Below are 20,664 nucleotides of genomic sequence, written 5' to 3' on the forward strand. Positions count from 1 at the left end.
TTATGTCAGTTACTATATCTAAAAAAATGTGCATGATCGGCGATTTTGGCGTGGGTAAAACCAGCTTAATCCGCCGTTTTGTCGATCGGCAATTCAGCGACGAGTACCTCTCCACTGTAGGAGTCAAAATTTCCAGCAAAATTATTACATTAGAAAATATAAAACAGCAGGCAAACGTCACAGCCAAGTTGCTGATTTGGGACTTAGAAGGGCATACAAAATTCAAAGGAATTGCACCGACTTACTTGCAAGGAGCTAGCGGTGTTTTAATCGTTGCCGATGTCAGCCGAACCGAAACAGTTGAGCGAATCCCCGAACACATTAAGCTTTTTTCTTCAGTCAATCCCAAAGGGTTAATTATCATCGCCTTGAACAAAGTAGACTTGATAGACGAAGAAAAATTGGCAATGCTAGTGGAAATCTGCCATGCGATCGCTAAAGACAAAGTAATAGCAGTTTACACCACATCTGCCAAAACAGGCCAAGACGTTGACGAAATTTTCCACAAACTAGCTTACACAATGGTAGAACAAACATGAACTCCCTTTTTAAGAAACTCTTAGGCCCGCGACAAACAGAGTATCTGGTAGTAAATCACAACTTCATCATTCAGGAAACCTCCGCCGAAGCACAGCATTATGCCGATACTCCCGGCGACGCGCTCCCCGGTACAGATGCTCGCATCAGTTTTCCCGAATTGATTGGTATTGAAAATATCCTGATTTCCATCGCAATGGGACGGCGGCCGAGTTTTGAAATCAAAGGTATCGCTCGGTTTGCCGACAACAACCACCCTTTATACTTCGATATGTTGGCAGTAGAACATGAAAACGAACAAGGTGTGGCAAATAATTTGCTCATTTTGATTGAAGATGCCACAGAAAAAATGGTGATGAAGCAATCATTAATTCAGAGAGCGAATGAAGCTAATCTGTTGTTGAGCGCCCTAGCAGCTTCTAAAGATTATATAGATAAAGTTATTAGCTCGATGGGCGATGCTTTGTTAGTGACAACAACCTTAGGAATTATCAAAACAGTCAATCAATCGGCACAAGGGTTATTTGGGTATAGCGAAGCAGAATTAATCGACCATCCACTCTCCAAAATAGTAGTCGAAGAAACCTTGCTTTACCAAGCTCGCCATCGCTATATTTTGTCTCAAAAAGAGCTACTCCGAGAACTGGAAGTAGTCTGTACTACCAAAACAGGAGAAGAAATTTGGGTAGAATTTTCCTGTTCGGCAATTCAGACAGAATTACAAGGACTTTACGATTTCATCTATATCGGCAGAGACATCACAGAACGCAAACAACAAGATATAGAAATTCGTAGTTCTTTGGTAAAAGAGCAAGAACTCAGACAAATAAAATCTCGTTTTTTTTCAATGCTTGCTCACGAATTCGGCAATCCTTTAAATACAGTATTATTTGCTACTCAAATCCTCAAAGAATACGGCGACTCAATCACCCACGCAGAAAAACAAGAATATCTCGGACACGTTAAATCAGCATCTAAACACATGGCTCACCTATTAGATGATGTGCGGTTGCTCAGCAGCGCCGAAGCCGGAAAACTCCAATTCAATCCCGCACCAGTTGACTTGCAAAAATTTTGCAGCGAATTAGTAGAATCAATTAAAATTAGTGAGGGAAAAGATCGTAAAATTAACTTTATTTGCCGACAATCAACTCCGCCTGCGAAAAAATCCGATCGCGATTCGGAGAAAACACAACCAGATCCCGAACTCGATCCAAAATTGCTGCGGCACATCTTGACAAACTTGATTTCTAATGCAGTAAAATATTCACCTACCGAAAGCAATATTTATTTTCAATTAAATTGTTATCATGAAAAAGCTATATTTAAAATTCAAGACGCAGGCATTGGCATTCCGATAGAAGACCAAGAACAACTATTTGAATCCTATTACCGGGCCCAAAATGTCGGAAAAATCCCCGGTACAGGACTGGGTTTATCTATAGTCAAGCAGTGTGTAGACTTGCACGGAGGTCAAATCGAATTTTCCAGCGAGACAGGGTTAGGCACTACCTTTATAGTCACCATTCCATTTTACCAACAAAAATAATACAATTTGCGATTTGCGATTTGGGAATTACCCCGCTCAAAAACGGGTACTTGCTTGCAGATCATCTATGGAGTAATATCGTGTTTGATGATAAACCGCAGTAAAATTGGTTCGTAGTGCGGACTTTAGTCCGCAGCAGAAGAACGGACACGAGGACGCACGCGCGATCGAACTGTTTTTGTTATGATAGTCGATAGGACAGGATATAAATCTAAAATTTACTGATTGATAACTATCAGGAACAGAGGGCGTATTCACTACTAAGAATCCAACATGAACACCCTGTTAAAAAAACTGTTGGTTCCCCACCACCTGGAGTACCTAGCACTCGATAAAGACTTTTTAATCCAAGAGACATCTTTCCAAGTGCAGCGCTTCGCCGACTTTCCCGAAGAAGTAACGGCCGGCAACGATGTGCGGCTTCCTTTTCCTGAATTGGTGGGAACTGAAGAAATTTTAATCGATATTTTTGAAGGGCGGTTGCCAAACTTTGAATTTAAAGCGATAACTCGGGTACTAGAAAATGGCTCGCGGCTTTATTTTGATATGTATATCGTCGAATTCAGCAATGACGATAATTATCAGAGATTAATTATATTTTTTGAAGACGTAACCGACAGGATGGGTTTAGAACAAACTCTAGTCCAAGCTACCAATGAAATGAATATTTTATTGAGTACCTTAGCCGCTACTAATAATTATGTTGAAAAAATTATTACTTCAATTGCTGAAGTTTTGTTGGTGACAACTGCATCGGGAAAAATCAAAAAAATCAATCAAGCGACTCAAGATTTATTCGGTTACAGCGAATCAGAATTAGTAGGACAGCAAATAAACGCTCTTGCTGCTGATGGTGAATCTTTGCAAGCAGTCAGCCAACAGCAGCCTCAATCCTCTCCAAGCAATGTCGAAGTAGTTTGCACGGCAAAAACCGGAGAAAAGTTCACAGTTGCTTTTTCCTGTACGCCAATTCCGAGTGAAATTCAAGGAATTTCTCAAACAAGAGCCGCCCTCCAAGATTTCGTGTACATCGGCCGCGACGTTACAGATAGAGAGCGAGCCCGCAAGCGAAAACTAGCTCAGTACGTCACCACTCGTATCCTGTCTACATCCGAAACAATCAAAAAAGCTCTAACAGCAATTCTTCCCGTAATTTGTGATAGTTTGGGATGGGATACCGCCGAACTTTGGATGCCGGAAGCTGGCGAAAAACTGCTGTCAGGAAGTAAGAGAATAACTGCGGTTTCCGACCCCAATTTGCTGCGCTGCGTGGTCAGTTGGAGAAAACGATCGGTTTCTATCCCTAAATTTGCCGAATTTGGCGAACAAATGACCTGTGAGTTGGGCGAAGGATTGCCCGGTCTCGTTTGGGCTAGCGGTTCCCCTGAGTGGATTGCCGATGTCACAAAAAGTGACATTTTTCTGCGCCGAGAAATCGCTGTTGCAGAAGGACTGCACGGAGCTTTTGCCTTCCCTATTTTGGGCGATTACGAGCAGGAAACTTCGGAAAAGTCTGTGTTGGGAGTGATGACTTTTTTTAGTTGTGAAGTGCGGAGTTTTGATGAAGAATTGCTCCAAATAATGGGGACAATCGGCAGTCAACTCGGTCAATTTATTAAGCGTAAACAAGCTGAAATAGCCTTGCAGGAAAGCGAAGAACAACTGCGAGATTTATTTGAAAATGCTACTGATTTAATTCAAAGTATTGGAGATGACGGTCATTTTTTGTATGTAAATCGGGCTTGGCGGGAAACTCTGGGCTACAGCGAAGCAGAAATTGCTAAAATGAGTGTTTTTGATATTATTCATCCCAACAGTTCCCCTGAGTCTCTGGATATATTATATCAAGCTATCAGTAAAAATAACTTTAATGAAGATAAATTTTATCCCGATTCTATCGAAGTAATATTTATTACGAAGGATTCAAAACAAATTTTGTTAGAAGGCAGCATAAGCTGTAAATTTTCGGAAGGTTCGTTAGTGGCGATTCGCGCTATTTTGCGAGATATTACTGCTCGAAAAGTGGCAGAAGATGCCCTGGCACAATCGGTGTCTTTGCTGCAAGCAACGTTTGATTCTACTGCTGACGGTATTTTAGCTATTGACAGGAACGGAAAAATAGTCAGTTTCAATCGAGAATTTGTGGAAATGTGGGGGATACCTAATGAAGTGATGGCGCTGCGAGACGATGCTACAACGATCGCTTTTGTGCTGAACCAACTCAAAGATCCCCAAGGATTCCAAGACAGAATAGAATCGCTTTACGATCAGCCAGAAGCCGAAAGTTTCGATTTGTTGGAATTTCAAGATGGCCGATTTTTTGAACGCTATTCGGAACCGCAGCGGCTGGGAGATAAGATTATCGGCAGAGTCTGGAGTTACCACGATATTACGGAACGCAAGCAAGCTGAAGATGCCTTGCGGGAAGAACAAGCAAAATCAGAAAAGTTGCTGTTAAATATTTTGCCGAAGGCAATAGCAGAACGCCTCAAACAAAATGAAACTACTATTGCTGAATATTTTCCTGAAGTGACGGTTTTGTTTGCAGATATTGTGGGGTTTACCGCTTTGTCTAGCACGATGAATCCGATCGCTCTGGTGGAACTCCTCAATAAAGTTTTTTCAAGATTCGATTTGTTGTGCGAACAGCACGGCTTAGAAAAAATCAAGACAATTGGCGACGCATACATGGTTGTGGGAGGGCTGCCGAATCCCAGGGCAGATCACGCTGAGGCGATCGCCAAACTGGCTCTAGATATGCAAACAGAAATGGCTCGGTTTCATCAGAAGAATCACAAATTTTTTAGCATCCGCATCGGTATCCACAGCGGCCCGGTTGTGGCCGGAGTTATTGGCATCAAAAAGTTTATTTATGATTTGTGGGGCGACACGGTAAATATTGCTTCCCGAATGGAGTCTCACGGTATATCTTGGCGGATTCAAGTCAGCGAAACTACTTATAAGTTATTGGAACACCAATATTTATTTCAGGAACGGGGAATTATTCAAGTTAAAGGAAAAGGGGGTATGAAAACTTATCTGCTAGTTAGAAAAAAAAACAAGTAGTCAGTAGTCAGTGGTCAGTAGTCAGTAGTCAGTAGTCAGTAGTTATTAGTCAGTAGTTATTAGTCATATTGTTTCCGGTTGCATCGGAATGATGTTAACAGTCAACAGTCAACAGTTAACAGTCAACAGTTAACAGTCAACAGTTAACAGTTAACAGTGAATTTACTATTGCGATGAAGAGAGGATTTGATATCATGAGTCAGGAGTCATTTGGCTGATGACTAAAAGTGTTGCTAAAGTTAGTTAACAATACTTTGTAGGTCTAGACTGATGGAATTTACGAATTTGTTGACAAATTTACGATCGCCCTTAGAATTTGTCGATCGCCCGCCAGTGACGGTTGCGCCCTCAACTTTGCTCCCAGAGGCGATCGCCCTGATGCGTCGGGCGACAAACCCTTGTGGGCTGCCAAATTCACCGCCAGACTCGCACGAAACGGTAAAAGCATCGATTAGTTGCGTCTTAGTTGTCGATGAAAATCAGCTAATCGGACTGCTAAGCCCCCGAGATGTACTGAACTTAGTCGCCTCCGAATCTGGCTGGCAAACAATGCAAGTCGCCGACGCAATGACGCGAAATTTAATTGTCTTAAAAGAATCTGAATTTACAAATGTTTTTACCGCATTTAAGCTGTTTTGTCAACACTCGATCGATTGCTTGCCAATTGTGGACGAACGGGGTCAGCCCGTAGGTTTAGTCAGCGAAAAAAGGATACGCCCAGAAATTTACAGGCGAGTTAAAAAGTTGCAGCAAAAAGTTGTCAAACTTCAGCAAAAACAGTCTGAACTCTTAGAAAACAATGCAGAAATCTCCAAGGAAGTCAGCGATTGCCAAAATGCCGAAACAGCCCTGCGCCACAGCGAAGCCCGCTACAGGGCGATTGTGGAAGACCAAACCGAACTGATTTGCCGCTACCTCCCCGACGGCACAATCACATTTGTCAATCAAGCTTATTACCGCTATTTTGGCATGAAACCAGAAGACTTACTGGGTAATAGCTTTCTGCCATTAATTTTAGAAGAAGACCGAGAATCTATTGTAGAGCAATATAATTTAGTGTCTCCCGAAAAGCCTGTTTTTACTTGCGAACACCGGGTAATTTTGCCGAACGGAGAAATTCGCACTCAGCAGTGGATCGATCGCGCAATCTTTGACGAGACAGGACAAATCGTCGAGTATCAAGCTGTGGGTCGAGATGTGAGCGATCGCTGGCTTGCAGAAACCGCTTTGCAAAAACTCAACGCAGAGTTAGAACAGCGAGTCCAGCAACGCACTAAATGCTACAAACAAGCCGTATTAGCAGGTAAATTGACCGCAGAAAAACTGCAAAACTCCGAAGCCGAACTGCTGGCGCTGTTTAATGCCATGACGGATGTCGTGCTGGTTTTCGACGCAAGCGGCCGCTATCTCAAAATCGCCCCTACGCCTCCCCAACTGCTGTACAAACCAGCTTCTGAAGTGCTGGGCAAAACCATCGCGGAAATCTTCCCGGAAGCGGAAGCTCATTTTGCCCTCAACTACATTCACCAAACCTTGGCATCTGGGAAAATCCATAGAGTTGAATACAGCATGGAAATTGAGGGCAAGTTAATCTGGTTTGATGGCCGTATTTCGCCGCTGGGGGTCGATCGAGTGATGTGGGTAGCGCGAGACATTACCGCTCGCAAAAATGCAGAAGCTGCACTCCAAAAAAGTGAGGAAAAGTTTCGCAATTTGTTTGATGATGCTCCAATTGCGATCTGTTTGGCAACCGTGCGCGACTACCGCTTGAGCGAAGTGAATGCAGCTCACCGGCAGATGTTGGGTTACACCGATGCGGAGTTGGTGACAATGAGTTTAGCTGATATCACTTACCCAGAAGATTTAGAAGCAGATTTAGAGCAAATCAAGCAGTTAATCGAGGGCAATATTTCTCGCTTCGGGATGGAAAAACGCTTGATTAAGAAGAATGGTCAACTGATGTGGGCTAACTTGACGGTGACGCTGATCCGCGACGGCGAGGGTCTTCCTCTCTACAGCATGGCGGCGATCGAAGATATCAGCGATCGCAAGCGAGCAGAAATGGAATTGCAACAGTTAAAAGAACGGCTACAATTTTTGCTAGCCTTCAATCCGGCGGTAATTTTTACTGTCGAGCCGAGAGGGAATTTTCGTACTACTTATATTAGCGACAACGTGAGGGCGATAGTTGGCTACGACTCTCAAAAACTGTTAACAGATTCTCACTTTTGGTCGCATCGCATTCACCCTGAAGATAGACCGGAATTTATAGAAAAATTTTCTAATTTATCCGATGGTAAAAATTCTATTTTTGAGTACCGCTTTCGGCACAGAGACGGATTTTACCGCTGGCTGCGGACGGAACTAAAACTATTGGTAGATAGCAGAGGAAAACCGATCGAAATTATTGGTTACATTGCCGATATCAGCAATTCTAAATACGCTGAAATCGCCAGGGGGCAGCAGTTTGAGCAAGAACGGCTGGTGGAGGCGATCGCCCGTCGCGTCCGCCAGTCTTTGCAATTAGAGGAAATTCTCAACACCACGGTTGCCGAACTCCAGCAAATATTGTTAGCCGATCGAGTTTTGGTTTATCAAATTTTACCTAAAAGTGGCGGTTTGGTCGTTGCTGAATCCGTGGCAGAAGGATGCAGCCCGCTGGTAGGGAATTTTTTTGGCGAAGAGGTTTTTCCTGCCGAAAGCTATCAGCTTTATTTGCAAGGGCGAATTCGTGCGATTTCCGATATAAATGATGCCTCTATTACCCCTTGTATAATGGAGTTTATGAAACAAATTGAAGTGAGGGCAAAGTTGGTAGTGCCGATTATTCAGCAGGGCCAGCTTTGGGGATTGCTGATTGCACATCAGTGCGATGGGCCCAGGGATTGGCAAGAATCGGAAATCAATTTATTTCAGCAGTTGGTTAATCAATTGGCGATCGCCATTCACCAATCTCTACTCTACCAGCAACTGCAAGCTGAACTGAGCGAGCGCTTCCAAGCGGAAGTAAATTTGAAAAACTCCCTCAAAGAGAAAGAGATTTTGCTCAAAGAAATTCACCACCGCGTCAAAAACAACCTCTGCGTCGTTGCCAGTTTGTTAGAATTGCAATCTAACACAGTTTCCGATCCCCAATTAGCCCAAATGTTTGAAGAAAGTCAGAACCGCCTGTACTCTATGGCTCTGATTCACGAGAAACTGTACAGATCGACTAACCTGGCGCAAATTAATTTTGGCGAATATCTCGAAGATTTGGTAACTAACTTGTTTCACTCTTACAATATTAGTGACAACCGCATTCTGTTGCAGGTAATAGCTGAACCAATTTCCCTCAATCTAGAGACTGCTACTCCTTGTGGCTTAATTGCCAATGAATTGGTTTCAAATATCCTGAAACACGCTTTTCCTGATGGTGCTAGCGGTACAGTTAGTGTAGAATGCTATCAAACGGGCGATCGGCAAATCCACCTCTTGGTCAAGGACAATGGCATTGGCTTTCCTCAAAACTTAGATTTTCGGAAAACTAACTCGATGGGCTTTCAAGTTGTCTGCACCTTAACCGAACAGTTAGAAGGAACCATCGAACTCTCAAGAAAAATCGGCACCGAATTTCACCTAATATTTAACGAACTCAACTACTCTCAAAGGTTTTAAAGTTATGATGTCTCCAACTCAAGAAATTAATATTTTAATTGTCGAAGACGAACTATTAATCGCTAAAAATTTATCTGTAAAATTAGAAAAATTGGGATATGCAATCGCTGGTATCGTTTCTTCAGGAGCCGATGCCATCCAGCGTGCAGGCGAAATAAAACCCGATTTAATTTTAATGGATATAGTCATAAAAGGCGAGATTGACGGCATAGAAACAGCAACAAGAATTAATCAAAAATTAGATATCCCAATTATCTATACAACTGCCTATGCAGATGACGAAACTTTGCAGCGAGCCGAAAATAGTGGTTCTTACGGCTACCTCCTCAAACCGTTTAAAGAAAGAGAACTGCACGCTACGATCAAGATAGCGCTGAGCAAACATCAAGAAGCAGTTAAAATGCAAACACTTATTGCATTAGCCGCCGTGAAAAGCAACAATAGATCGCGATTTATTTCAATGGCATACCACGATTTAAACACTCCTTTAACTACGATACAACTATCGGCCGAAATGCTGGAAGATAGCGAATTGTGTAAAACTCCAGAAACTCCCAATAAAAATGTCGCTCGCATCAAAAAAGCGGTCAGTAATATGAGTGGATTGCTGGAGGATATTTTAATGCTCAGTAAAGCAGAAGCCGGCAAACTTTCCTTGAATTTAGATAGTTTAAATGTGACAGATTTCTGCTGCTCTATTTTAGAAGAATTGCAACCTATCGTCACCGATAAACACATCCTAAATTTTCGCGCCCAAACCAAGCCGCTGTACGCCAATCTTGATGTAAAATTGCTGCACCACCTCCTGACTAATTTGCTATCAAATGCTATTAAATATTCTCCTAATGGCGGCAATGTTAGTTTAGAATTAAGCTGCGAAAACCAGCAAATAATATTTTGCGTTCGAGATGAAGGAATAGGGATGACAGCGGAATATGAAGGAAAACTATTTCAGCAGTTTGAACGTGGTGCTAATGTAGGTAAGATTAAAGGATCGGGTTTGGGACTCTGCATTGTCAAACACATAGTTGACCTGCACGGCGGTACAATAAGTGTGGAAAGTGCTATTGATAAAGGTACTACATTTATTGTCGCGCTTCCTTTTCTTGGTCATTAGTTATTAGTTAGTGGTTATTGGTTATTGGTTATTAGTTATTGGTTATTGGTTATTGGTTATTGGTTATTGGTTATTGGTTATTGGTTATTAGTCATTAGTCATTAGTCATTAGCTGAAAGGGGGCGGGTTAACCAACTATAGCGGTTCGATCGCGTGGTGAGGTATGCCCTATGCCCGGTTTGGCCTATGCCCGGTTTGGCCTATGCCCTATGCCCGGTTTGGTCTATGCCCGGTTTGGCCTATGCCCTATGCCGGATAGTACCTCATTGTTCTGAGAACCGGTATATCTATAATTCCAACTAATTAATATACATCAACCGGCCCTACCCACTAACAGTTAAGATTAGTCATTTTTTAGCAAATCTATCTGGAGACAAAAGCTCGTAGCGTAGCGGGGCGTAAGCCATCGCCCAATCTTTTTCTCCCGCCGCCCAATTTGCAAATCGCTCAGCTAAAGCGGGCACAATAGCCAAAGGATTGCTCAAACCCGAAAAAACCTGCAATCCAGGGCGATCGCCAATCGGCCCCACTACAGGCAAATTATCGGCGCTAAAGGCTACAATACAATCGTGCCAAGTTGCAGGTAAATTTGCCACATCTGGCAAAACCTTGCCGATACCGGCACGAATTGCTTTTTCGCTAGTTTGGCGATCGACTTTAGCATTCAAATCGCTCAAAGTGCGAGACAATTGCCCGATCCGCAAACTGCCATCATTAAACCGAATTGCACCAGCATCTAAAATCGGCGGATGCAACTCTTTACCCGGTTCATCCCAAAGAAAATCTACCTCAATTTTACTCGATTCAGCTTCCAATTCAAAACGTTTTAATAGCGCGGGCATCACGAAAGTCCTGAGTTGCAAATCCACAGGTGGAGTCTCCAAAATCTCAGCGCGAGTAAAATAAACTCCCGCAGAAATACCTGCCGCCTTCAGCAAACTTCGACTCCAACCTCCCGCACAAATCACCGCATTTTCGCAAGCATAATTTTCGCCTACCGTCTTAACTCCCGAAATCCGATTTCCTTCTGCAATCAACCCAATTACTTCTGCAAATTCTATAGTTCCTCCCAACCGCAAAAACCCTTGACAATAAGCTTGATTTGTGGCTGTGGGGGAAATGTGACCGTGACGGACAGTCAGAGCTCCGGCGATCGCACTTTTATTCAGCAAAGGTTCCAACTCACCAGCTTCTGCAGCGCTCAAAAGCTGCGGAGGAATTGCAAAATGGGCGTAATTAGCCGCCACTTGTTCGGCATCGCTTCCCGCATCAATTGTCAGCAACAAATCCAACTCGCGAAACTCCGTATCAGCATCTAATTCAGTCGATAAATTGCGGTGGCGTTCGATACCTTCCTGACATAATTGGCGAGTTAAATCAGTCGTACCCGACCAATAAGCCAAGCCGCCGTAACTAAAACGAGTAGCATTTTGCATCGCAGTATCTCGTTCCAAAAGTAGCACCGTAAAACCTTTTTTTGTGAGTTCGTAACTCACTGCTCCGCCCGTGATTCCGCCGCCGACAACAATCCAATCGTAACTTTTCATTAGTAATTTAAAGGGAAAGAACAAATAATATCAAATCCTCTATTCATCGGAATAGTAAATTCATTGTTGACAGTTAACAGTTAACAGTCAACAGTTAACTGTTAACATCATTCCGATGCAACCGAAATTGATATAATACTTTGATTTTAGCTTAGGAAGTTTTGGAACCAGCTCAAAAGTCTCTACCTAGAGGAAGATGCTGCGCGCGATCGGCATAACTGCAATTTACACCCCTTGGGAGATGTTAACGCAGGCACATTTTTCGTTCAATATTAAGAATTAGAGTCAACAAAAAATTTAGAAATACTACAGAGGTTTTATGAGTATCGACAAACCGGGCAAAGATATGGAACGCACTGCCAATCCGGGCGATCGCATTTCCGACAAACCGCAAACCATCGAAGAAAAAGCCCAGCAACTGGCGGTAGATCATGTGCCAGACATCACGGGAGACACAGTTACAGTTCCAACTTATGTAATCGTAGAAGAACCAGACGGGGAAAAGAAAGCCTTGCACCACGTCAAAGACGCCGAGGAAATTTCTGATGTAGTTCGGCAGATCCGCGTTGACGAAAATGGCGATCGGATTATGGATTAACTTCAATCCCATAAAAACGGGTTTGTCGTACAAAAGTTATCTGTAAAAATCATGGAAACAAATCAAACAAATAGTACACCTTATCCCAATATTCCGCCCATTCTCGAAAGTGATGACGCAGAGTATCGCGATGCCGGGATTACCAGTACAGTTTCAGTTGCGGGCCATCCCCTCCACCCAGTGCTGATCGTGTTTCCGGTAGCCTTTTTAGTCGGAGCCGCCGGCACGGATATCGGTTATTGGCTGACAAGCGATCCGTTTTGGGCGAGGGCTTCGGTTTGGCTGATCGGTTGCGGTTTTGGTGCGGGGATTTTGGCTGGAATCACGGGCTTTTTAGATTTTACGAGAATTAAAAGAGTGCGCGATCGCAGTGCCGGTTGGTTGCACATGGGCGGCAATGTGGTGGCTCTCGTACTTTCGCTGATTAACCTGCTGTTGCGACAGGGAAATCCGGCTGAGCCGATCGTCTTTACAGGTTTAGCCTTGTCGGTCGTCGTTGCTTCCTTGCTGGGCGTTACAGGCTGGTTCGGCGGCGAACTAAGTTTTCGTCACAAAGTCGGTGTCATCGGCCCTACCAGTCAAAATCTGTAAGTTTGAGACCGTTTGTAGTAGGGACTTGATTCCCTATTTTTGGGATAATTTAGGACTAAAGTCCTGACTCCAAACTTAAAGATTGTCGCAGCCAATGGAGATAAGTCTCGCTGCCAGCGACAATCGGAATAGCAATAATTTCGGGAACTTCATAGGAATGGAGTTCCTGTATTTTTGTTTTTAAAGCCTCAAATTTAGCCAAATCAGTTTTAATCACCAACTGCCACTCCGCCTCGGAATGAATCTCGCCTTGCCAAGTATAAACAGAGCGAATCGGCGACAAACTCACACAAGCAGCCAGCTTGTTTTCGACGAGAGATTTAGCGATATTCTCGGCCTCGGCTTCCGAGCCTGCTGTTACCAGTACCACTCCAAAATTAACTGTCATAACGATTTAAGTTTTGAGATTAAATAATTAATTTGAATAGAAAAGCCCGATCGCATTTTCTAGCAGGAAAACGGTAAGCTGTCGCGCAAATAAACATTGTATATTCAGGGCTAGCGGGACACCTGACTCATTGTTCGATCCTTTTTTTAACATACAATTAATTTAAATACCGCAATAGCTTAGGAATGAAAATTTAATAACTTAAGCGATCGCTAGTTACCAGGAAGAGCCTGGTAATGCTTCTGGGGCGAGGAAGAGCCTCCTTTTATCTGGCAACTTACGGGAGAGAGGACTGTAGGAGGTGTTTAATTTATTAAGTTTTCGATCCTTAGACATTCCCAATTCCCAATTCCCAATTCCCAATTCCCAATTCCCAATTCCCAATTCCCAATAACCAATAACCAATAACTACTAACTAATTATTTTAAATTGCCGCAACTTCCCAAGAATTGATTCTGCAAGCCCCAGCTAAGGAAAAGTAGCGCCTAGTAGATTCCGGCAAAATAGCTCCCGCCAACAAAGCACTGTCTAAATTAGCTCCGATTAAAGTCGCCTCGCTCAAATCTGCTGCCATCAAATCAGTTTGACACAGCTTTGTCCAATTCAGATTTGCTCCGATCAAACAACTTCCCTTAAACTTAGCCCCAGTTAAGTTTGCACCAGCCAATTTAACGCCTCGCAACTGAGCCGCACTGAAATTTGCTCCCGCCAAATTCGAGCCTTCCAAATTAGCTCCCATCAGTTTAGCTTCGCTGACATTAACGCCGCTCAAATCTGCACCGCAAAGATTCACTCCTGTCAACTGCGCTCGCCGCAGACTGACTCCGGTTAGTTGAGCTCCAAAAAGTTTTGCACTGTTGAGCTTTGCACCGTAAAGGTTTGCCCATTTAAAATTAGCTCCCGTCAGATTCGCGCCCAGGAAGTTAACTAATTGCAAGTCGGCGCTGCACAAATTGGCATTCCACAATACAGCACTCCGCAGGTTTGCGCCGCTTAAATTTGCGCCGCTTAATTTAGCTCTAGGCAATTTTGCTTTTACCAAAAAAGCTCCGCTCAAATTAGCTTTTGTCAAATCTGCGCCGGAGAGTTTGGTTTCGCCCATTTTGGCAAAACTCAGATTTGTTCTGTGCATTTGTGCGCCTTTGAGCGTTGCTTTGGTGAGAAATGCTCTGCTGAGGTTCGCCCCGGAAAGATTAGCGCCCGAAAGGTTGACTCCGATTAAGATGGCTCCGCTGAGGTTCGCACCGCGCAAATCGGCTCCAGCAAAGTCTCTTTCTCCTTTTTCGTAATTGTTGAGCAGTTCGCTAACTTCCATAGGGCGTGATACCTTCTCTGATTGGGGGGGCGATCGAGAAATCTTAATTAGGAGGTTGTTTCAGAAATGGAACTGTGTCAGAAATTAGACTGTTTTAGCGTTTGCCTCAAACTTTATAACTTCCCATAACACCAGTTTCTGTTCAAACACAATCTCTTAATAAAGATTTTATATTGTTCTCACAGTAGCGATCGCCATTTCGGTACTTTTGACTTAAAAGTTAATGTTCCTTGACATAGATAGTCATTCCTTAACGATCGGGATTAATCCGCAAATTCAGGCGCACCGTACCCTGGAACCCTGCCGGCGGTTGCCAGGAAATCAAGGCTTTCTTGAGAGTCTCTAGAGCGTCTGTTGCTTTCAGGGTAGAGCTTCCAGAGTCTATCGCCACTTTCTGTACGCGGCCGTTTTGTACAGAAAACTCCCACACCGTCTCACCGCTAACTCCCGCCGGGAGATTAACAGATTGCAAGTATTGAGTCAAAGCAGCGCGACTCGCGGCATCCAAGCCTTGGGCACTGACTACTTGCAAGCGAGAAGTCAAAGGCTTCGGCGCGGGCGGCGGCGGCGGTGCTGGTTCGGCGTAAGGGGCTAGCCGCGCGACACCAGGAGCTGGACTCACCGGTAGCGGGCTCCGAGTCGGGGTCATACTGCGAACCCTGCCCCTAGTTTGCTCGTCCTTCTGGGCATCAAAAATACCTTCATAGCTGACACCCTGCGGCAATTCTACAGGCACTTGCACGCGACGGCGCGATCCATCTGGATCGACTCGCACTTCTTCGCTCACCGCCACCAAAGCCGTGTATTCCGATAGCAAGTGATAAGTCAGAGCAGTATTAGTCACAGCTTCCACCAGAGATTTAGTCTCGCCGCCAAACATTTGATTCATTAAACCTTTAATGCGCGATCGCCCCCAAAGTTGAGCCACCGCCGGATTACCAAAATCTGTAACACTTGCTGCGACTGAAGTTGACTCCCGCTGTCGCCCCGATTCGGGAGCAAAATTCACAGGTAAAATCTGCTCGTAAACTTTGCCGCCGGCTTGAGTGCCGCGGATGCGAAGTTTGCCGTTAGCCCGATCGTTCTTTTTGCCAAACAAAACCAGCGGTTGACTGGTAAATAAGTCTGGCGGGGCGATCGGATAAATCTCTGGTTTTTCCCCCATTCCTTCCCAACTAACTTGAATATTAGTCAATACCGGATTATTAATTTGGCGAAAAAACTTTTCAGCAGCCGGTGCTGACGGTTCATCTTGACGAACTACTTGAGAAGTACCTCTTCCCACTTCTGCCAAACGGTTGAGCAAAAACCGATTCACCGAACTGCCCACACCAAAACTATAAAGTCGATTTCCCGGTTTCAGACTCTGCTGCACCTGGGCGAGAACTTCATTTTCATTACCAATATAACCGTCAGTAATCAGTACAATACTCCGCAGAGTTCCTGTTTTTGTCGCTGGAAACTTCATCACAGTTTGAATGCCGTTGAGCAGTTCTGTGCCGCCGTTAGCCTGCAAAGCATCGATATACTTAATTGCCATTTGTCGATTAGCTTCTGTATTCGCTAAAGGAGTTGTTGAAAGCGCTTTCGCAGTGTTGGCAAAATCAATAATAGTAAAAGTATCCTTGGGATTTAGCCCTTGAATGAAGCGACGCATCAACTCCTTAGATTTTGCCAGCGGTTCGCCCTGCTGGGAACCGGAAGTATCCATCAAAAATACGACATCTTTCGGTACAATTTCATTGGTTTTGTAGTTTAAGGCGGGAATCAAATAAGTAGCAAAATGACCGCCCCGCTGGTCGGATTGAGTCAGGACTGTGGCGCGAGTATTTTCGCCTGCTACTCGATAGCGCAGAATTAAATCTTTATTGGGAATTGTGTCAGAGTCAGCTAATTTGACGCGAACAATATTGGCGCTGCGGTCAGTGGTAATTTGATGGGAAGTAGAGCGGACATCGCCGATCGCCACTCCGGCATCTATTTCTACCTCCACAGCGATATCGTGACCCGATCGCGTTCCGGGAGTCAAAACAGGCGGGTTAATGCGATCGGGATCGGTCGTATTTCGCGAAACGTAGCGCGGCCCAACCACCGTGGGAAACACAAATTCGTAATCGCCACCGACAAACTTGAGACTTTCGGTGTAGCGAATCCTAACTTCAATTTTTTCTCCCGGTTTGATATTAGCCAGAGACTGAGTAAAAATATTATCGCGTTCTTGTTCCAACAAACCCGCAGTCCGGCCTTCTTGGCGAGCTTTTTGGTAAATTTCCAAAGCTTCATCGCGCCGTTTGATATCACCTTTAATAATGCGATCGCCGATTTTAATTTCCATGTCATCCACCGCCGCTTCGTCGGGTAAAGGAAAGACATAAACAGCTTCTAAAGATTCGGGAAAAGGATTTTCAAACTTCTGAACAACTTCGACGCGGGAGATGTTGCCGGCAATTTTGGCTTTAACTTCGGTTCTTTTGAGAGGAAAAACTTGTTCTCGGGCGGTATTTTGAGTTTTGACGAACAAACCGCCTACATGACAGCGAGTTTCGGGCGATCGGGCTTCCACCTTGCAACCAACATCGTTACTAGCAAGGATTTTCGGCGACAGAGGTGAGTAATTTGGCCCCAAGGCGTTGGCTTGAGCCGCGTTTGGAGCTAGCCACACGCCGCACTCGTTAGCGAAGCCCTCGAAGAGGATCGCAGCAAACAATGCGATACCAGCAGAAAGCAATTGTTGAGGGGACAGAACGCAGACAAACTTCATAGCGTATTTATCATCAGACTTGAGGTGCTCTGTCTACCATGACCTTAGCATTGGCGAAACGTTCCTGAGTTACCTTTCTGGAAACAGTGAGGGAATCTGTGTTTTGCATTTACATAAAGCAGTTCTCATCAAGATGAGGTATTGACAGATCGATTCCTCAATCCCTCCCTCGCCCAATCTAAAATCTAAAATCTAAAATCCCTCAATCTAAAATCGACTGACTTCTCACTTTTTGGAGAAAGGCTATATAGAACCCATTTGACATCTTTGAGTTTTTGGGTTGGGTGACGAGAAATATAGAGATCAACCCGGTTTCTGAGATTTACGCAGAATAGATATCAAATGGATTTTATATGTAAATTATTGATAATGCTGTCCCCCCCGAACATCGACTTCGCTCGGGGGGGACAGCACTATATAATTCCGATGCTACCGGATTTGATATTAGATCCGTTACATCTCGTATCTTCAGGCTTGACTGCTTAAACTTTCGCTTCCAAAGACTTGAGAAACTCCGTATTTACCCCCGACTCCCGCGTCAGGGCAATTTTTCCAGTCCGAGCAATTTCCTTAATCCCAAATTTATTCAGAACTTGGACGATCGCCACCATTTTACCCGGATCTCCGACAACTTCCAAAGTCAGCGTATCATCACCAATATCCACCACTCGCGCTCTAAAAATCTGAGCTAACTCAATGATCTCCGATCGCGTCCCGCTAGCGGCATTAACTTTCAGCAACATCAACTCCCGTTCCACACAGGGAATTTCCGTTATATCCTGAACTTTGAGCACATTAATCAACTTGTACAGTTGTTTGGTCAACTGTTCGATCACCTGATCGTCTCCCGGTACAACCATCGTAATCCGAGACACTCCCACTTGCTCCGCCGGGCCGACGGCCAGACTTTCAATATTAAAACCCCGACGGGCAAACAAACCAGCAATTCGAGTGAGGACACCCGCTTCATCTTCAACTAAAACCGAAAGAGTGTGTTTCATTTCTCCTAAAACTATTAAATTAGTCTGAATATCTGTTGCAGAAAGTGCGCGGTAGGATGCTGTGGTGGCGCACCGGTTGAGTTTGTAGGGTGTGCCGCCAGCATCGGTTAGCGTTTGTTTGTAGCTAACACGACTTTAGAGTGCGATCGAGGGAAAAATTTCTTAGTCTGTCGCCGTCACCATCGGCCAGAATCGCACTCTACAATAACTAAGTTTTTTTGTGTACGAACGTACACAATTCATCGGTCGAATAAAAATTATTGAGGTTTGGTGCCTGGTACAGACTGAAATTTTGACACCAATTGGTGACAAAATTGGCAAGTACCAAGAAACCCTAACTCACAAGATTTGTTGCATTCATTAACTCGCTCTTGTTGAAATCATCTGTGTCGATCTGCTTTACATCTGCTGTTCACCGGATCGCATCAAAGATTTAGGCAAGAAATTTACAGAAAAACCCGGTGTTGCAGCGATGGCATTTGGCGGCGGACTTGTTCTAGCCGATCGGGATTAATCTCTGCAATCGCCACACCCGGTTCTTCTCCCGCGTCCGCCAAAACCACACCCCAAGGGTCTACAATCATCGCGTGACCGTGAGTTTGACGGCGGCCGTAGTGGCGTCCAGTCTGTGCCGGGGCGATCGCGTAACAAGTATTTTCGATCGCCCTAGCTTGCAGCAAAACCTTCCAGTGATCCTTACCCGTGTAAGCCGTAAAAGCTGCCGGCACGAACAAAACATCAGCACCCTTGTGCGACAAATACCTGTACATTTCCGGGAACCGCACGTCATAGCACACAGAAAGTCCCAGCGTCCCCAACTCCGGCGACACATAAACCTGCGGCCAATCTTCACCAGCTTTCACCGTGTTTGATTCCCTGTAAGTAATGCCATCTGGTACATTCACATCAAATAAATGTACTTTTTTGTACCTTGCCAACTCCTTGCCGTTTGGGTCTACCAGCAAACAAGTATTGTATACCTTCCCGCTCTCGGTCGGCACCGGAAACCCGCCACCCAGAATCGTTACCTGGAAGCGCAGGGCCATAGTTTTGAGGAATTTTTCGCTTTGGAGTCCGATCGCCTCTGCTTGAGCAATTTTATCCTCTTCTTCTCCCATAAAGGAGAAGTTTTCTGGTAAGGAAATTAATTCCGCACCCCGACGTACTGCTAGGTCGATTAATTCCTCTGCCTGAACCAAATTTTTTTCCAGGTCAGGCAAGCTAGTCATTTGAATTGCTGCGGCGAGATAAGACTTCATCGATTCACAATATTAGTCAATAGTCAATAGTCATTAGTCAATAGTCATCTGTCATCAGTCATTAGTCATTAGTTATCAGAAACTTGAGAAACTAATGTGGTAACTAGATAGTTGAAAATTTTGGCTTTTTCCCACTGGCGCGGGGGAAGCCTCTCTTTGGAGTGCTTTTGTAGTGCGAGGTGTTGCAATCTGGAGTTTTCCCCGCCAGCGAGTCTAACCGTTGCCGCAACACCTCGCACTCAAACAAAAAATACTTTTTACCAAGCCGGAGATTTTCCCCGCGCGGGTGGCCTTTAACCAACCGGCTTTGAGAGTTTTGATGTTTGAAATTTCAATTCACATTTAATTCAAAACTCAAAACTCAAAACTCTCAACTATTTTCCCCTAGGTTTGGCGATCTAATTTCGCTCAAATCTTACGGTAGCGGATGGAAAAGCAAGTCTGGGAAAAAGCGGTTAAATTCAATCAAACCCGCAGCTTGAATTGAGATCCAGAGGATTGCCAATACTGGTGCTGTCGAAAGAAACTTGACAAAATATTGCATGAATTCTGCTCCTGAAAATTTGAGACAGGTGGTAATTGTCGGTCTACCGCTAATTGCGCTAATTTGCAGTGCAATTGGTTAACTACTAGCTATTAGCGCCGATCCATTTCCCAATTTTAGCGGGGGGAAACAGTAATTTCGTCGTCCTTAGCAAACATTTCACCGGTGGTGATTTCTTTGACAGCCGCCAGAGGCCACAAAACACCGCTCAGCATACAGCTAATTGCCAAAGGAACGTCGATAATAATCTCTTTTTCCTCGGGAGTTGATGATTTTTTGGCTGCTTGCAGGTAAGCGCGGCCCACCCAACCAATCCAACCAGCAATATACAAGAACAGGACGCTGGGAATCAAAAAGTCGCCAGCGAAACTCAAATTGCCGTCTACGATTAAGTGCGGGTATCCTTCCGGGCCGCACATCTCGGCAGAATAACGCTCGAATCGCGCTTTCGCAGATGCTGGATCGCCATTTGTAGAACGCGCATTTTTAGCAAGTTCTTGGAATGCGGGAGAGTCTTTGCACGGCACTAAATTGTAAGCCGAAGCAACTGGAGCAAAACTGAACCACAGACTAACCACTAAAATTGCAGCAAACAATCGTCGCATGAAATTGTTTCCCTTTGTTACAAAACAATAAGTTTTTTTACAAGCATTTCAACTTGCCGATCGCGAATCTAAATTACCGCACTTGCTGAGAGTGTAAAATCTCCATCATTGATGCGGGAAAACCCAATACAA

At 44.4% G+C, this 20,664-nt stretch carries 15 protein-coding genes; 7 read left to right on the top strand and 8 right to left on the bottom strand.

All coding sequences use genetic code 11. The features are described 5' to 3' along the window. Positions 1 to 2 precede the first annotated feature (2 nt). The 5 genes from QUA01_RS12650 (at position 3) to QUA01_RS12670 (ending at position 9,923) form a co-directional block, all read left to right on the top strand. Positions 3 to 539, top strand: coding sequence for a Rab family GTPase (locus tag QUA01_RS12650; protein ID WP_194010105.1), 537 nt, complete (start codon positions 3 to 5; stop codon positions 537 to 539). Then, the gene (locus QUA01_RS12655) at positions 536 to 2,086 is read left to right on the top strand and encodes a PAS domain-containing sensor histidine kinase (RefSeq protein WP_333086912.1); all 1,551 of its coding nucleotides are present in this window, start codon (positions 536 to 538) and stop codon (positions 2,084 to 2,086) included. The genes QUA01_RS12650 and QUA01_RS12655 overlap by 4 nt, the downstream gene beginning before the upstream one ends. A 273-nt stretch (positions 2,087 to 2,359) precedes the next feature. Beyond that, positions 2,360 to 5,152, top strand: coding sequence for an adenylate/guanylate cyclase domain-containing protein (locus tag QUA01_RS12660; RefSeq protein ID WP_333086914.1), 2,793 nt, complete (start codon positions 2,360 to 2,362; stop codon positions 5,150 to 5,152). A 270-nt stretch (positions 5,153 to 5,422) separates the two neighbouring features. Beyond that, positions 5,423 to 8,806: a PAS domain S-box protein gene (locus QUA01_RS12665; RefSeq protein WP_333086915.1), complete on the top strand. Its 3,384-nt coding sequence runs from the start codon at positions 5,423 to 5,425 to the stop codon at positions 8,804 to 8,806. Between the two features lie 4 nt (positions 8,807 to 8,810). Then, positions 8,811 to 9,923 carry a hybrid sensor histidine kinase/response regulator gene (locus QUA01_RS12670; RefSeq protein ID WP_333086917.1) on the top strand — a complete coding sequence of 371 codons (1,113 nt, stop codon included), beginning with the start codon at positions 8,811 to 8,813 and terminating at the stop codon, positions 9,921 to 9,923. A 347-nt stretch (positions 9,924 to 10,270) separates the two neighbouring features. On the opposite strand, the gene QUA01_RS12675 is transcribed toward QUA01_RS12670, so the two are convergent. Further along, the gene (locus tag QUA01_RS12675; RefSeq protein ID WP_333086918.1) at positions 10,271 to 11,470 is read right to left on the bottom strand and encodes an NAD(P)/FAD-dependent oxidoreductase; all 1,200 of its coding nucleotides are present in this window, start codon (positions 11,468 to 11,470) and stop codon (positions 10,271 to 10,273) included. 319 nt (positions 11,471 to 11,789) lie between these two features. On the opposite strand from QUA01_RS12675, the gene QUA01_RS12680 reads away from it, so the two are divergent. Then, positions 11,790 to 12,068 (top strand): hypothetical protein, encoded by a 279-nt coding sequence (locus QUA01_RS12680; protein ID WP_333086919.1) that lies wholly within the window; start codon positions 11,790 to 11,792, stop codon positions 12,066 to 12,068. Between the two features lie 51 nt (positions 12,069 to 12,119). Then, the gene (locus tag QUA01_RS12685; RefSeq protein ID WP_333086920.1) at positions 12,120 to 12,659 is read left to right on the top strand and encodes a DUF2231 domain-containing protein; all 540 of its coding nucleotides are present in this window, start codon (positions 12,120 to 12,122) and stop codon (positions 12,657 to 12,659) included. Positions 12,660 to 12,714: 55 nt separating this feature from the next. Here the strand turns inward: QUA01_RS12685 and cutA are convergent, their stop codons facing one another. The 7 genes from cutA to QUA01_RS12720 form a co-directional block, all read right to left on the bottom strand. After that, on the bottom strand, positions 12,715 to 13,047 hold the full coding sequence (gene cutA / locus QUA01_RS12690) for a divalent-cation tolerance protein CutA (protein WP_333086921.1): 333 nt from the start codon (positions 13,045 to 13,047) through the stop codon (positions 12,715 to 12,717). A gap of 424 nt (positions 13,048 to 13,471) precedes the next feature. Beyond that, the gene (locus QUA01_RS12695; protein ID WP_194065796.1) at positions 13,472 to 14,362 is read right to left on the bottom strand and encodes a pentapeptide repeat-containing protein; all 891 of its coding nucleotides are present in this window, start codon (positions 14,360 to 14,362) and stop codon (positions 13,472 to 13,474) included. A 250-nt stretch (positions 14,363 to 14,612) separates the two neighbouring features. After that, positions 14,613 to 17,123, bottom strand: coding sequence for a VIT domain-containing protein (locus QUA01_RS12700; protein WP_333086923.1), 2,511 nt, complete (start codon positions 17,121 to 17,123; stop codon positions 14,613 to 14,615). Between the two features lie 482 nt (positions 17,124 to 17,605). Further along, positions 17,606 to 18,124: an acetolactate synthase small subunit gene (gene ilvN / locus QUA01_RS12705; protein ID WP_333086924.1), complete on the bottom strand. Its 519-nt coding sequence runs from the start codon at positions 18,122 to 18,124 to the stop codon at positions 17,606 to 17,608. A 446-nt stretch (positions 18,125 to 18,570) separates the two neighbouring features. After that, positions 18,571 to 19,383: a carbon-nitrogen hydrolase family protein gene (locus QUA01_RS12710; protein ID WP_333086925.1), complete on the bottom strand. Its 813-nt coding sequence runs from the start codon at positions 19,381 to 19,383 to the stop codon at positions 18,571 to 18,573. 415 nt (positions 19,384 to 19,798) lie between these two features. Beyond that, positions 19,799 to 19,927 carry a photosystem I reaction center subunit IX gene (gene psaJ, locus QUA01_RS12715; RefSeq protein ID WP_193971956.1) on the bottom strand — a complete coding sequence of 43 codons (129 nt, stop codon included), beginning with the start codon at positions 19,925 to 19,927 and terminating at the stop codon, positions 19,799 to 19,801. 116 nt (positions 19,928 to 20,043) lie between these two features. After that, on the bottom strand, positions 20,044 to 20,532 hold the full coding sequence (locus tag QUA01_RS12720; protein WP_194012451.1) for a Photosystem I reaction center subunit III: 489 nt from the start codon (positions 20,530 to 20,532) through the stop codon (positions 20,044 to 20,046). Positions 20,533 to 20,664 lie beyond the last annotated feature (132 nt).

It is taken from the genome of Microcoleus sp. S36a_B3, assembly GCF_036700745.1.
Classification (GTDB): Bacteria; Cyanobacteriota; Cyanobacteriia; order Cyanobacteriales; family Microcoleaceae; genus Microcoleus.

Excerpts from the sequence above, each read along its gene's own strand:
- QUA01_RS12720 (WP_194012451.1), bottom strand. The coding sequence starts at position 20,532 with ATGCGACGATTGTTTGCTGCAATTTTAGTGGTTAGTCTGTGGTTCAGT.
- cutA (WP_333086921.1), bottom strand. The coding sequence starts at position 13,047 with ATGACAGTTAATTTTGGAGTGGTACTGGTAACAGCAGGCTCGGAAGCC.
- QUA01_RS12710 (WP_333086925.1), bottom strand. The coding sequence starts at position 19,383 with ATGAAGTCTTATCTCGCCGCAGCAATTCAAATGACTAGCTTGCCTGAC.
- QUA01_RS12675 (WP_333086918.1), bottom strand. The coding sequence starts at position 11,470 with ATGAAAAGTTACGATTGGATTGTTGTCGGCGGCGGAATCACGGGCGGA.
- QUA01_RS12660 (WP_333086914.1), top strand. The coding sequence starts at position 2,360 with ATGAACACCCTGTTAAAAAAACTGTTGGTTCCCCACCACCTGGAGTAC.
- QUA01_RS12700 (WP_333086923.1), bottom strand. The coding sequence starts at position 17,123 with ATGAAGTTTGTCTGCGTTCTGTCCCCTCAACAATTGCTTTCTGCTGGT.
- QUA01_RS12680 (WP_333086919.1), top strand. The coding sequence starts at position 11,790 with ATGAGTATCGACAAACCGGGCAAAGATATGGAACGCACTGCCAATCCG.
- QUA01_RS12665 (WP_333086915.1), top strand. The coding sequence starts at position 5,423 with ATGGAATTTACGAATTTGTTGACAAATTTACGATCGCCCTTAGAATTT.
- QUA01_RS12650 (WP_194010105.1), top strand. The coding sequence starts at position 3 with ATGTCAGTTACTATATCTAAAAAAATGTGCATGATCGGCGATTTTGGC.
- QUA01_RS12655 (WP_333086912.1), top strand. The coding sequence starts at position 536 with ATGAACTCCCTTTTTAAGAAACTCTTAGGCCCGCGACAAACAGAGTAT.
- QUA01_RS12670 (WP_333086917.1), top strand. The coding sequence starts at position 8,811 with ATGATGTCTCCAACTCAAGAAATTAATATTTTAATTGTCGAAGACGAA.
- QUA01_RS12685 (WP_333086920.1), top strand. The coding sequence starts at position 12,120 with ATGGAAACAAATCAAACAAATAGTACACCTTATCCCAATATTCCGCCC.
- psaJ (WP_193971956.1), bottom strand. The coding sequence starts at position 19,927 with ATGCAATATTTTGTCAAGTTTCTTTCGACAGCACCAGTATTGGCAATC.
- ilvN (WP_333086924.1), bottom strand. The coding sequence starts at position 18,124 with ATGAAACACACTCTTTCGGTTTTAGTTGAAGATGAAGCGGGTGTCCTC.
- QUA01_RS12695 (WP_194065796.1), bottom strand. The coding sequence starts at position 14,362 with ATGGAAGTTAGCGAACTGCTCAACAATTACGAAAAAGGAGAAAGAGAC.